The sequence below is a fragment of the Cryobacterium frigoriphilum genome (assembly GCF_004403305.1).
GTDB classification, from domain to species: domain Bacteria; phylum Actinomycetota; class Actinomycetes; order Actinomycetales; family Microbacteriaceae; genus Cryobacterium; species Cryobacterium frigoriphilum.
Genome location: NZ_SOHE01000048.1, coordinates 21,410 through 33,907 on the forward strand (window position 1 = coordinate 21,410; position 12,498 = coordinate 33,907).

General features: G+C 63.7%; 12 protein-coding genes and 1 pseudogene. 10 read left to right on the top strand and 3 right to left on the bottom strand.

The window, feature by feature from the left end:
* Positions 1-9: 9 nt before the first annotated feature.
* From E3T55_RS20795 to E3T55_RS10905, 4 genes and pseudogenes are all read left to right on the top strand, one after another.
* Positions 10-877: pseudogene (locus tag E3T55_RS20795) on the top strand (transposase); the annotation flags it as partial.
* 132 nt (positions 878-1,009) lie between these two features.
* The gene (locus tag E3T55_RS20800) at positions 1,010-1,273 is read left to right on the top strand and encodes a hypothetical protein (protein ID WP_241993008.1); all 264 of its coding nucleotides are present in this window, start codon (positions 1,010-1,012) and stop codon (positions 1,271-1,273) included.
* 328 nt (positions 1,274-1,601) lie between these two features.
* Complete coding sequence (locus tag E3T55_RS10900; protein WP_241993009.1) at positions 1,602-2,054, top strand: hypothetical protein; 453 nt, start codon at positions 1,602-1,604, stop codon at positions 2,052-2,054.
* Between the two features lie 84 nt (positions 2,055-2,138).
* Positions 2,139-3,323, top strand: a complete 1,185-nt coding sequence (locus E3T55_RS10905; protein WP_134519698.1) for an N-acetylglucosamine-6-phosphate deacetylase — start codon at positions 2,139-2,141, stop codon at positions 3,321-3,323.
* Between the two features lie 505 nt (positions 3,324-3,828).
* Here E3T55_RS10905 and E3T55_RS21195 read toward each other — a convergent pair.
* Entirely contained in the window at positions 3,829-4,167 is a 339-nt protein-coding gene (locus tag E3T55_RS21195; RefSeq protein WP_134519599.1) for a MerR family DNA-binding transcriptional regulator, read from the bottom strand.
* A 57-nt stretch (positions 4,168-4,224) separates the two neighbouring features.
* Here E3T55_RS21195 and E3T55_RS21200 point away from each other — a divergent pair, with 57 nt between their 5' ends.
* Positions 4,225-4,818 carry an RBBP9/YdeN family alpha/beta hydrolase gene (locus E3T55_RS21200; RefSeq protein ID WP_134519600.1) on the top strand — a complete coding sequence of 198 codons (594 nt, stop codon included), beginning with the start codon at positions 4,225-4,227 and terminating at the stop codon, positions 4,816-4,818.
* On the opposite strand, the gene E3T55_RS10920 is transcribed toward E3T55_RS21200, so the two are convergent.
* Both E3T55_RS10920 and E3T55_RS10925 read right to left on the bottom strand, forming a co-directional pair.
* The gene (locus tag E3T55_RS10920; protein WP_241993011.1) at positions 4,811-5,473 is read right to left on the bottom strand and encodes an aminotransferase class IV; all 663 of its coding nucleotides are present in this window, start codon (positions 5,471-5,473) and stop codon (positions 4,811-4,813) included. The two genes, E3T55_RS21200 and E3T55_RS10920, sit on opposite strands and share 8 nt — an antisense overlap.
* 290 nt (positions 5,474-5,763) lie before the next feature.
* A complete protein-coding gene (locus tag E3T55_RS10925) occupies positions 5,764-6,960 on the bottom strand; it encodes a Fic family protein (RefSeq protein ID WP_134519602.1) in 1,197 nt (398 codons plus the stop codon).
* A gap of 194 nt (positions 6,961-7,154) precedes the next feature.
* On the opposite strand from E3T55_RS10925, the gene E3T55_RS10930 reads away from it, so the two are divergent.
* The 5 genes from E3T55_RS10930 to E3T55_RS10950 all read left to right on the top strand — a co-directional run bounded on the left by E3T55_RS10930 (position 7,155) and on the right by E3T55_RS10950 (position 12,498).
* A complete protein-coding gene (locus tag E3T55_RS10930; protein ID WP_134519603.1) occupies positions 7,155-7,682 on the top strand; it encodes a PadR family transcriptional regulator in 528 nt (175 codons plus the stop codon).
* Complete coding sequence (locus E3T55_RS10935; RefSeq protein ID WP_134519604.1) at positions 7,679-8,362, top strand: ABC transporter ATP-binding protein; 684 nt, start codon at positions 7,679-7,681, stop codon at positions 8,360-8,362. Before E3T55_RS10930 ends, E3T55_RS10935 begins: the two co-directional genes overlap by 4 nt.
* Entirely contained in the window at positions 8,359-10,578 is a 2,220-nt protein-coding gene (locus E3T55_RS10940) for an FtsX-like permease family protein (protein WP_134519605.1), read from the top strand. The genes E3T55_RS10935 and E3T55_RS10940 overlap by 4 nt, the downstream gene beginning before the upstream one ends.
* A gap of 164 nt (positions 10,579-10,742) precedes the next feature.
* Positions 10,743-11,426 carry a hypothetical protein gene (locus E3T55_RS10945; RefSeq protein ID WP_134519606.1) on the top strand — a complete coding sequence of 228 codons (684 nt, stop codon included), beginning with the start codon at positions 10,743-10,745 and terminating at the stop codon, positions 11,424-11,426.
* Positions 11,419-12,498: a peptidoglycan-binding domain-containing protein gene (locus tag E3T55_RS10950; protein WP_134519607.1), complete on the top strand. Its 1,080-nt coding sequence runs from the start codon at positions 11,419-11,421 to the stop codon at positions 12,496-12,498. Before E3T55_RS10945 ends, E3T55_RS10950 begins: the two co-directional genes overlap by 8 nt.

The window sequence follows — 12,498 nt, forward strand, 5'->3', positions numbered from 1 at the left end:
ACTGGGGTGATGCAGGGTCGTGATGATGGTCAGCGTGAGATCTACGATGTCGATGCCGTAGTGGGTCATCTTCTCCCGCCCGGGTCGGTGTTCGCGTTCCTCGCGGCGCATCGTCGGGAACTTTTCCCCGACGAGGCGTTCGCGGACTTGTTCGCCTCTCAGAATGGCCGCCCGTCACTGCCGGTGGATGTGATCGCCTCGGTGATGGTGCTCCAGACCCTGCACAACCTCTCTGACCGGGAAGCGGCCGAAGCGTTGACGTATGACCTCCGCTGGAAGGCGGCGTGTGGGTTCGCGTTGACCGAGGTTTCCTTTCACCCGACGGTCTTGGTCTACTGGCGCAAACGTCTGGCAGCCAGTGACCGGCCGCACCGCATCTTCGAGGCCGTGACCGAGGTCATCGCGAAGTCCGGAGCGTTGACGGGGCGCAAACGTCGGGCGTTGGACTCCACGATTCTGGAGGACGCCGTCGCCCGGCAGGACACCGTCACTCAGCTGATCGCTCAGATCCGCCGTGTGGGCCGGGAGATTCCCGGCGCTGACGTGACCGTGGCAGGGCTGCCCGGTCATGACTATGCCCAGCCGGGCAAACCCGATATCGCCTGGGATGACCGCGATGCTCGTGACGAGCTCGTGTCCCGGTTGGTCACCGATGCTCTCGCTCTGCTGGCCAGTATCAATGTCCATATCCTGACGAAGAAACAGCAGGAAACCGTCGCCCTTCTCGCCCTGGTCGCCGGGCAGGACGTGGAACCGGCGGACGGTTCCGACGGAACTGACGGCCGGTGGAAAATCGCCCGGAAGGTGGCCCCGAACCGGGGTGATTTCCACCGTCGATCCCGATGCCCGCCATGCGCACAAAAGCCGGCAGAAGAAAGACCCAAAGTGATTAATACCTCCCTTGCAGCCAGTCTTTTCAGGCCTTCCGCCTGCAGGTATCTGTTTCGACAATTTGCCTTGGCAAATTCTCCACGCGCAGTCGCTCTTTTCTGGGCTGAAGGGTGGCGTCATGCTGCACGAGCACCCGCGCCAGTTCACATTCTTGGCCGAGACGTTGACGGAAGTCATGCTCACGAACGGCACCTGCACGCTGCTATTCTTCATGGCCTACGTCGTCAACCGGGCTCAAATGGGACTAGCCGACCGGCACCAACCAGAGCCAACCAAGATGTTGGCAATGCGCGGCGAGAAGATGATTTGCCTCGCGAACGTCCGGGGGAGTGGGCGCTCTTTGGGAAGCGGTGTGACTTCGGGAGCGGAATCCGACGCCTGAACGGAGACGCCGTCGCCCGAGGGATGGACTGGGGGCCGCACTCACCGATCGCGTGCCCGGGCCGGAGACCGGCCGACATATCGTCTCCTATCGGCAGGCATCCGGAGAACAATATGGCTGGATTGGCGTCGGGGTGTGTTGTCGGCAACGTCGCATGTTCTTCGCGGTTCGCGGGGCTTGTCCATCTGTGGAGGTACGCACGCGGACGCACTTCCATGGTTACGATTGTGGCGAGCACAGTGATTGAGAGCACGTGATGACGTACAGCGTAATTCGAGTGCGCGCGACGCCTGGTGCCGCGCGCTCAGGGCGCACAGGTGGTGTGGTCGTGGTTGCCGGTATCGCGGTGGCCGCGTGGATCTCTTTCGGCCGCCACCTCTTTGGGATCGGTGGCGACCTCACCATCATCTACGCGGCAACGCTGGGTGTGATTTTTGCCGCCCTGCTGGTAATCACGGGGCTCGCGGTAGGACGCTCGGCACGTCGAGGGTTCGAAACTCGTGCGATAACATACGCTTTTCTCGTTGCCTCAGTCGTTAGCGGAATCTTGCTGGGACTTACGCTTCCAGATTCAACACCTCGCGGTTTTCAGACAATCATCAGCGGACCCACAGAGCCTGGGTTGGGTATCGCTATTGGTATCGCGAATCCCCTGGGCGTTATCGGCATCGCGACCGCGATCATTGCGCTCGTGCTTTCGATTCGCGATTCGCGCGGGCGAATCACGCTCGTGGAGTCCTGGGGCGACGAGGATGAAAGTGCTCCGGTTGAGCCCGCGTAGTTCATTGCATCGATGCCACTCCCGCTCGCACAGCTTGGGACGCCCCCTCGGTTGCCATCCCGACGCGACAGGAAACCCCCACCCATGGCTGGACTTCTCATCCATTCCGCGAGGCGAATCGCTGCGGATACCGGCGGTGCGCCCAGCGACGATGAGCACGGCTGGGTGCTCATCCGCCATGGATTCGTCGTCGCAACAGGCACCGGACCGGACTGGGCCGTTGCCGTTTCAGCGGGCGATGAAACGGTCGACGCCCGAGCGATCGCAGGACCCGGGGCGATCCTCACACCGGGTCTCGTCGACATCCACAATCACGGTGGGGGAGGGCACTCCTATGACGAGTCCGCGGAGGGGATCGCCGTGGCCGTCGCCACCCACGCGCGCCATGGAGTTACTCGTATCGCCCTGTCTTTGGTGAGCGCTTCCGTCGACACGCTTGTCGAGCAGGTGGACCGCATCGCTGCCGCGCGCCAGCAGATTCCCGGAATTGTCGGCGTGCACCTCGAGGGGCCGTTCCTGGACCAAGCGCATAAAGGCGCACACAACCCGACCGCTTTGATCGCACCAGCACCTGTCGCTCTCGCGCGCCTGCTAGCGAGCGACATGATCCGTCAGATTACGATCGCCCCGGAACTGACCGGCGGCATCGATGCTGTGCGTCAGATTTCCGCAGCGGGGATAGCGCCTGCCATCGGGCACACCGCAGTCGATGCCGAGACGTTTCAGCGCGCCGTCGACGCCGGGGCGACACTGCTCACCCACACTTTCAACGCGATGCCGCCACTTCACCACCGGTTGGTGGGCCCGATTGGGGTGGCTATCGACGACTCACGGGTCACGCTTGAAATCATCGCGGATGGGCACCACGTGGATCCTCGACTGGTCGCCATGCTCTTCCGCGCAGCACCCGGCAGAGTCGCGCTGGTCAGCGACGCCATGGCTGCCGCCGCGTCACCCGACGGGGCCTACACACTCGGCGATATCGACGTCGACGTTGTTGACGGCGTGGCACACGTGCAGGGCACCGATATCATCGCGGGATCCACACTCACCCTGGACCGTGCAGTGCGTAATGCTGTTAGTTACGGGATCCCGCTGCCCGCCGCCGTGGCCGCTGCAACACTCATCCCGGCATCGGCGATCGGATGCGAGACTCTGGGCCGGTTGACCCCCGGCAGCCACGGCGATGCTGTCATTTGGACGTCCGGCCTGATTCCGGTGGCAGTGTGGCGGGGCGGGACGCTCGTCAGCGGCGCGACTTTACGCTAGTGCGAACCGGGGACGAGGCGGCGTTAAACGTGTGGTTGAAAGACTGTCGTTCCCCGCTAGAACGGGTACTACGGCTATCACGAGCATCATGATGCCGAGGCGAATGCCAGGTCCATCGCCCGCCGCGACGCCGACCCTGTGCTCACCCACAGACCACCAAGGCACAACTGGCCCGAAGTTGACCCGGCGCAAGATCTCGAGGGGTACCTGCTCGAGGTCGCGACGAGTCTGGACATCTCCGGCAATCGGTCTCGAGACCTGCCTGAGTCGTTCACCGCCGAGGTCCTTGCTGAGTATCCGAGACTGGATCTGGCATCAGAGTTCGGGTCATCTGTGGCAGACCAGGCAGCGCGCAAACCCACGACAGCGGCGGCCCGGCTCATCTCCGGTGGCCTGATCCGCAAACTGCACGACAATCCGCTTGAACGGCCTAACGCTTGAGGATGTAACCATCGACGACGTGAACCGGCAAATCGATGCGCTGAAGTCGCTGTTCCAGTAGCGGCTACGCCAAATGCCCCAAGAGAACATCTCGCTGTCGGGCTGCGGTCTGGGCGTCGTCATCAAGGGCAGCGGCGCGGCTGAGGAGGTGGGCGCGGAGTTCAGCGCACATCTCAAGTTGCGGCGTTTGGCCGCGCGCGCACGGAAGGTAGCGTCGGATGGCTTCGGAGTTGAGCCCGGAGAGGTAGAGACGCTGGATTTGCGAGACGATCAGTGCGGCATCGTCGGCGTACTCGCGGTATCCGTTGCATCCGCGCTGGGGCACGAGGAGGCCTTGTTCCTCGTAGTAGCGCAGCGCCCGTCGGCTGACGCCACTCTGATGGGACAGTTCGCCGATTCTCATGGCATCGCACCTTTCCGGTTGACCCTCACGTCAGTGTCACGCCCTACGGTGACGTCTATGAAGACTTCAACAACTCTCGATGATGCGCATTCCATCCGCCGCGTCGTCATCGTGCCCGGCTACGGCGCTGCCCCAGCCTCGCACTGGTTCCCGTGGCTGCGTGAGGCGCTTGCCGAGTCTGGGATCGAGGCGATCGTGGTTGAGCTGCCGACTCCGAACGATCCGCAAACGAGCGCGTGGCAGAGCGCGGTGCGAGCCGCGCTCGGGACACCGCATGAGAGCACCTGGGTCGTGACGCACTCGCTCGGCGGCATCACCGCACTGCGGGTGCTCGCGGCCATTACCGGCGAGTGGCGTCTGGGCGGCTTGGTTCTGGTGGCCGGGTTTACCGGCCCCCTCGCAGCGCTGCCGACGCTTGATGAATATCTCACAGCGGATGTCGACGTGGAACGTCTCGCGCCCAACATCGGTGTGCGCGTGCTGATCCGCTCCGACAACGACGTGTTCGTTCCGCCGTTAGCATCGGAGCAACTGGCTCACCGGCTTGACGCAGAAATCGCCATTCAGCCGGGCGCAGGTCACTTCCTTGCCGAGGACGGCGTCACCGCGCTTCCACTCGTGTTGGACGTCCTTCGGCTTCAGCTCAGATAGGTTCCAGACGTTCACGCTCGTACGCGGAGTGAAGCAGACGGGTGAAGTCGTCGTCCGTTGCCAGCTGGCTTTCACCAATCCGGGTTACTGCGATGCCCGGGGTCCAGGGATTCATCACGACGCCGGCAAGCTGGCCGAGCGATGCCCCGTGCCGGATGGGGCGGGTTGTCTGGACGACGCCGAGGACGCTGAGTTGGCGCTGAAGGATCTGCATCGTCGCCCCCGGCAGAATGTCCGCGTCGGGCCAGTTCACGGTGTTTCCGTCCCAGAAGGCGAGGTTCCAGATCGTTCCCTCGCTGAGTCGGCCTTGAGGGTCGTGGAAGGCGGCATCGGTGAATCCTCGAGTGCGGGCTCGGCGAAGAGCAAGCGTCTTGCCTACTTCGCCGACGTGTTTGATGTGCGGCAGGTCGCGTTGGTGAGCGACAACATCCAGGGCGATCGGGCCTTCGGGAGCCATGGCGGGGGCGGTGGTTCTTGTCAGGACAGTGAGTTGGGCATCCGCCTCAGGGGCTTCGAATTCTCCGGGGGTGGACGTGATGAAGCACGTCAGGGAGACGTCGGCTGTGCTGAAGCAGTACTTGAGCGCATCACATCCAGCGCAACGCCGCCCCTGCAATCCCGCAAGTCGTTCCCCTGTGACACAACGTCGGCGCACTCGGCTGCCAGGTGGGTTGGCCCAGATATGTCGCGCTCACCAATATTCACAGGTGCGAGCGGGAATTAGTCTGCGTCAGCCGGCATCGATGAGTGTCGACCAGACGATATCGATCACGCAGAAACCGTCATCCGTTTCGCGATAGAAGACATCACCGGGAAACGCATCGCCTGGAGTCGCCCCTCGGGAAGACGCTCCAGGTTGATGTTCCACTGCGGATCGAGTGGTACTTGTTCACCCCAGTACCTAGCGATGAACCGGAGTCCCAAACCGGCGAACCGGAACACCGGCTATCGGCGCCTCTTCGCCCGGGCGCCAAATTCGTCAAGAACCCGAACAACGTCTGTGGCGAGCCAGATTCGATTTCGCCGTCCGTCGGTAATTTGAGTCAGAATGTCAGCGTCAACGAGTCGGTCAATGGCGACCTGAGCGTTGACGGTCGAGACGCCAAGCTCAGCCGCGGCTGCGGCCGCTCCGATCACGGGTTGACGAAGCAGAACGCCTACTAGTCGATGGACCGCCGAGTCTCGTCGTGCGTTGATGCGCCCGCGCCAGTCGACCTGCACAATTTCTAGATCCGCTACGAGGATGCGTCCGTTGTGCACCGCGGCGAACGATGCCTCCGCGATGGAGCGGATTATCGGGGCAATGTCCCCGGACCGGTATGCGCTGAGGGACTCGAAATATCGACTGGTGTCGTGGAGGAGCCCCGCGGACACCGGAACGGCCACATTCTGAGTGAGCTTGCCAGCTCGCAGCATGGCCTGAATAAGCGCGCGACCGACCCTTCCGTTGCCGTCAGGGAACGGGTGGATTGTTTCGAATTGAGCGTGAGCGATCGCGGTCTGAGCGAGAAGAGGAAGGTCGTCGCGGCTGGCGAAGGCGACAAGATCGTCCATGAGTTCGAGGACTCGATCGTGATGCGGCGGCACAAACTGTGCGGTGTGGGGTCCGAGGTTTCCGCCTCCGATCCAGACCTGTTGGTCACGCCAGTGACCCACGATGTCCGGATTGCTGTGCTCGAGGAGTGCGCGATGCGTTTCCAGAATGGCGCGTCCATCGATGGACTCGGACAGTGCCAGGGCCGCTTGCATCGCTCGGACGTTGCCGACGATGAGCTGTGCGTTCTTCGAGGCATGCTCACCGAGCTCCGCCAGCGCGATCTGGCGTGCTCCGCTCGTGAGATTCTCAATCTCTGAGCTGGAGGCGCTCTCCGTGCGCAGGAGAATGGATGCGAATGGTGCCGCGATCTGTCCCACTTCGGCATCGAAGCGGGCAAGCTCACTGGCGGCCTCTTCGGTCAGCGCGTGGAGTTCGCTGCTCAGCGGGATATCGAGATCGGCAATGAATGCGGGCACCGACGCCAAGTACGGCCCGGATGCCAGACGCTTCTGCGTTCGTGAGCCATAGTCGTCTTGAACGCTGCGCCAAGGCCGTTCCTCGTAACCAATCGGCGCCCAGGGAAACTTTTCCGGAAACGTGGGCATAGCATCAGTATACCAATGCTTAGCAGCAGATCCATAGTTATGCGCGCGTCTTCTTCTGACTTCTCGCGCGCCCCAGGCCTGGCGCGGATAAGATCCGACTCGAATTCGGCGACCATCGGTCCGACCAAATCTTAGGAATCGCAGCCGATGAGATGCTCGACGAGTGACTATGCACTGTGTGTATAGTTGCGGTTGTGGACAACTCTCTCACCCTGCTCGGGCTGCTCAGCGTCGAGCCCAGCTATGGCTACGATCTCAAGCACACTTACGATCGCTTCTTTGGTGTTCGTAAGCCCCTCGCGTTCGGTCAGGTCTATGCGACCCTGGCCCGCATGACCCGCGACGGGCAGATTCTCGCGCTGGCCGACGAGGCCGGCGGGGGCCCCGATCGAAAAAAGTACGAGGTCACCGAACTCGGCCGAAACCGCGTCTCGCAGTGGATGTTCACCCCCGACATTCCCTCGGAAACGCTGCAAAGCAACCTGTTCGCCAAGACCATCATCGCCCTGCTCGTCAACGACAACGCTGACCGGCTACTCGATGTGCAACGCACCGAGCATCTCGCCCGAATGCGGGAACTGACCCGGGAGAAGCAGGGTGCGGACCTGATGCGCGTGCTGCTGTGTGACCACGCACTCTTCCATATCGAGGCCGACCTCCGTTGGATCGACCTGACCGGCGCCCGACTGACCCAACTACGAAACGAGATCCGACAGCCATGACCGCCCTCATTCAGGCCCGGGGCCTGCGCAAGTCCTTCGGCTCGACGGATGCCCTCCGCGGCATCGATTTGGGCATCCAGCAGGGAGAGGTTGTCGCGGTGATGGGCCCGTCCGGCTCCGGCAAGTCAACCCTGCTGCACTGCCTCGCCGGCGTGGTGCTGCCCGATAGCGGCACGGTTTCTGTGGGCGGCACTGTGGTTACTGCTCTGAGTGAGGCGCACCGGTCGAAGCTGCGCCTGACGCAGTTCGGCTTTGTTTTTCAGTTTGGTCAGCTGTTGCCCGACCTGACAGCGGTCGACAACATCACCATTCCGTTGCTGCTTGCCGGTATGAAGCGTAGGCAGGCGCTGACGGCTGCGCACGGGTGGCTTGACCGCCTGGGCCTCGCGGCTGCCGCCGATCAGTTGCCGGGCGAGCTGTCCGGCGGTGAAGCCCAGCGCGTAGCTATCGCCCGGGCGCTCGTAACGCGGCCGTCGGTGCTCTTTGCGGATGAGCCCACCGGGTCTTTGGATTCCTTGGCTGCCGAAAACGTGCTGGTGGCCATGCTCGAACTCGTCCGGGGGTCGGGAACGACACTCGTGATGATCACCCATGACCCGCGCACGGCGGCCTACGCCGACCGCGAGATTATCGTGCGTGACGGTCAGCTCGCCGCAACTGACCGCGTCGGCATCGCGTGAACGCGAGCGTCGTACGTCTGGCCGTGATCGGTAGCCGTGCATCGTGGGGACGCCTGCTGGGCATCACTGCCGGCGTCGCCGTCGGCGTCACTCTGGCTTTGCTCCTCGGGGCCGCCTACCAGGGCCTCAGCGCCCGCGACGCACGGTCCAGTTGGATGAGCGCCTCCGGGGAGTACGTGGTCGGCGGCGACACTGGCCCAGGTGCAGTGACCGCTGATACGGCGTCGCTGGGCAACGACCGCGTACTGCTCGCCCCCACGACCGACCGGCACGAGGGGGCACGGATCGTCCGCCTCGATGTTGCCGCCCCCGTCACCTCCAACGTCACGATCCCGGGGATCACCGACCTGCCGCAGCCCGGTGAGTATTACGCATCACCGGCGCTCATCGACCGCATCGAGCGGGTCCCGTCCGGCGAGCTCGGCGACCGCTTCGGCACACTCGCGGGAACCATTTCCGACTCTGCCCTGGCAAGCCCGGACTCGCTCGTTGCTGTCGTCGGCACCAAAACGAGCGACCTGATCGAGCGCCCCGTTACGCAGACCGTGACTAGCTTCACCGACGTCTCCTACCGCGCAAGCACGAATTACCAGACCGTGGCGATCGTCGGCGCCATCGCGGTGCTGTTCCCGGTGCTGCTGCTCGTGAGCATCGTGACCGGGCTCGGCGCGGCAGCCCGGCGGGAGCGTTTCGCCACACTCCGTCTGATCGGGGCTACCCCGCGCACCGTTGCCGCCATTGCCGCGGCCGAGACGGCGGCCACGAGTCTGCTCGGGGCACTACTCGGCGTGCTGCTGGCCGCGCTGCTCGGCCCGGTCGCCGCGCTCGTCTCCGTCGACGACGGAAAGTTCTTCCCGGCAGACCTCGCTGTGACGTCGCTCACCGCGGCCACAATCGTGGCCGTGACCGTCGCGGCATCCGCCATCACGGCCGGCTGGCGCATCCGTCGCGCGGGTATCGGACCGCTCGGACAAACGAAACAGAGGCCGGAGAAGACTCCCTCATGGCTTCGGTTGCTGCCGCTTGTTGGCGGGCTGGGCATACTGATCACCACGACCGTGGCGGTGCTCGCCGGACTGCCCGTTCCGCGCGTCGGAACGGTAGTGATCATCGGTTTCACCATCACCACAGTGGGTCTGCTCGTGGCTGGCCCCTACCTCACCCTGCTCGCGGGCCGCATCATGGCGCGGCGCAGCATGTCGGCCGCCGGAGTCATCGCAGGCAACCGCATCCGTCGAACGCCCGTGGCCACGTTTCGCTCAGTGAGCGGCCTCGTCGTTGCCGTGTTCATGGTCAGCGTCTTCGCGGGCGCCGCGACAACTGCCGACCAGGGCGTAGCACCAGGAGATGGGCCGGGGCTGCTGCCGGTCAGTTCCCTCATCCAGTATCTAGATCCCATGTTCGCCGCGGCCAACCCCGCTCCAACCGAAGCGGTCCAGGCGCGCCTCGCCGTAATCACCGGCGTCACCGGCGTGACCACGATTTTCACAATGCAATCCGGCGACGGACCCGATGCGAACCGGCTCCTGATGTCAGCGGACGCCGCACATGACCTCAACCTCGGGCCAGTTCCTTCCGCCACCGTCGTCTCTATCGACAGCGACGCCCTGAGCGGAGCTCCCGCAGTCTTCACTGCCGCGAAAGCGACCGACGTAGCCGAGCTGACTCCGAGCATCCTACTCATCGGTACCGACGGATCAACGGCCGCGATTGAACGGGCGAGAACCGCGCTGCAGGTGGACGCGATCGCCGGGACCGGGTGGATGCCCGCCGGCACCCGAACGGATCTTGCCGACGATCGGTTGCAATCCATGGCCGCGAGTTTCGCCAACCTCGCCTACCTGGGTATCGGCGTTGCCACGCTCATTGCCGGCCTTTCACTGGCCATCGCCACGATATCGGCCATGATTGACCGCCGCCGGATGCTCGCTCTGCTGCGGCTGCTCGGTATGAACCTCGCCGGCCTCCGCCGCATCATCACCCTCGAAGCGGCCGCCCCACTCCTGTCCGTGATGGCAATATCGATCGGACTCGGCCTTCTCGTGGCCGACCTCATCCTCGTCGGGCTCACCGACGGTGGCCGATCGGTCGGCTGGCCCGATGCCCGCTACATCGGAGCGCTACTTGCCAGCGCCGTGCTAGCACTCGCTGCGGTCGCTGTTGCTGTCAGCCGATTGGGGCAGAACTCCGACTTGGCCGCGATCCGCTACGAATAGGTGACTCGCACTGGCATCACGAATGAGAATTTCGCCACACAGCGACGTTGTCCCGTTTAGGGTTCCTGCGCGGACTTTGACGGCCCAAGGGCGGCGACGCCAGGTGTTTACAGTGGCTCGTTAGTATCATCACAAGGTTTGATAGGCGCGGTTCGGGGGAATAGATGTTCGGCAGCAAGAGAACACGCGCGGCGCGGATGGGGCTCCTGCTGCTGGTGTCGGCCACGCTGATGGTTTTGTCGGGTTGTTCAATTGATACCTCCGAGCCAGCGCAATCGGATTTGACCGCGCCCACAGCCTCGGCGGAACCCACGAATTCAACACCCCTGGTCTTGGATGCTGCCAGCCAGGACCTTCTCGACTGGGACTGGGAGCAGGTGTTGCGGGAGTCGCCAGATGCCGAGCGGCCCGTTATCGAGATTGTACGATTCACGGACTCCGATGACTGGGCATCCGCGATGGAAAGTTGCATGAACGATTTGGGTTGGCCCGATCGTGCAACGGCCGATGGCGGGCTGGACCATGGCATGATTCAAGATGCTCAGGCTGGAGCGCATGCTCTGGCCATTTACACCTGTAACGCGAAATATCCGATGGATCCGAAGTACAACGTGCCGCTCACTGATGAGCGTCTCAGTGAGCTGTTTGACTATTTCACCGACGAGCTGCAGCCGTGCCTGGAAGCTGAAGGGTATGACGTGCCCGAGTCTCCGAGCCGGGAGACGTTCATCGATACTTATGCCGAGAACGGTGCGTGGCATCTGTACGAAAACGTGAGTACCGGGCAGTCGACCTGGAATTCAATCAACGCAAAATGTCCGCAGATCCCCGTCGACTTCTATGAGTGATACCGCACCTGTGCACGCACCACGCTGGGCGCGCTGGGCCATCGGACTACTTGTCGCCGTGGTCGCCGGTGCCGGCATCGGCTGGGCGGCGACGACAGCGCTGACACCGCCGAGGGACGTCGTAGCCACGACCGCGTTCACCTTCGTCGAGGTCGTGGCAGGAGAAGTGGGCTCGAGCATCAACCTGAATACGGTGGCGCAGTGGACTCCCGTGCCGGCCGGTTTCAACCAGGCCGCGGGCACGGTCACCTCGGTGAACGTCACCGCAGGGCAGAGCGTCGCTGTCGGCGCGACGCTTTACACCGTGAATCTGCGACCGGTCGTCATCGCCCAAGGCCAGGTACCCGCATTCCGTGCCCTGGCGCAAGACGCTACGGGAGCGGATGTCACGCAGCTGCAGCAGGCCCTCACTGATCTGGATCTCTATACCGGTGCTGTTGATGGGAAGTTCGGCGCCGGCACCACGACCGCGGTGAAGGCCTGGCAGAAAGCGCTCGGCGTTCCCCTCGATGGTGTCGTGCAGCCCGGCGATGTCATCTTCGTGCCCTCCCTGCCAACCCAGGTCGCCCTCGACACGGAGATCATCTCCCGCGGAGAGGTCCTGATCGGTGGGGAGAGCGTGGTGCGGGCCTTACCGGCGGCACCGGTGTTTACTGTTCCGGTTGGGGAGTCCCAGGCTGCGTTGATGCCGACGGGAACGCGGGTGGAAATCACCAATACTGACGGCGGCCTGTGGGAAGGGTTCGTCGCCGACCAGGTCGTGGATGAGACCGGCGTGATCGTCATCACCCTCACCGGCAAGGACGGTGCCCTCATCTGCGCGGATGCCTGCGCGAGTATCCCCGTGACGGAACAATCGTTGTTGTCCTCCCGTATCGTCACGGTGGAATCGATCGCTGGCCTCATCGTGCCAAGCGCGGCACTGCTCAGCGCCGCCGACGGCACCGCATCCGTCGTCGATAACGCGGGCACCAGCCATCCGGTCACGGTCGTCACGAGCGCCCGCGGCATGTCCATCATCGACGGCGTCGCCGATGGCACCTCGGTGCGCATCCCGGCAACAGCGGATTAA

Excerpts from the sequence above, each read along its gene's own strand:
- E3T55_RS20800 (WP_241993008.1), top strand. The coding sequence starts at position 1,010 with ATGCTGCACGAGCACCCGCGCCAGTTCACATTCTTGGCCGAGACGTTG.
- E3T55_RS10905 (WP_134519698.1), top strand. The coding sequence starts at position 2,139 with ATGGCTGGACTTCTCATCCATTCCGCGAGGCGAATCGCTGCGGATACC.
- E3T55_RS21195 (WP_134519599.1), bottom strand. The coding sequence starts at position 4,167 with ATGAGAATCGGCGAACTGTCCCATCAGAGTGGCGTCAGCCGACGGGCG.
- E3T55_RS21200 (WP_134519600.1), top strand. The coding sequence starts at position 4,225 with ATGAAGACTTCAACAACTCTCGATGATGCGCATTCCATCCGCCGCGTC.
- E3T55_RS10925 (WP_134519602.1), bottom strand. The coding sequence starts at position 6,960 with ATGCCCACGTTTCCGGAAAAGTTTCCCTGGGCGCCGATTGGTTACGAG.
- E3T55_RS10935 (WP_134519604.1), top strand. The coding sequence starts at position 7,679 with ATGACCGCCCTCATTCAGGCCCGGGGCCTGCGCAAGTCCTTCGGCTCG.
- E3T55_RS10945 (WP_134519606.1), top strand. The coding sequence starts at position 10,743 with ATGTTCGGCAGCAAGAGAACACGCGCGGCGCGGATGGGGCTCCTGCTG.
- E3T55_RS10950 (WP_134519607.1), top strand. The coding sequence starts at position 11,419 with ATGAGTGATACCGCACCTGTGCACGCACCACGCTGGGCGCGCTGGGCC.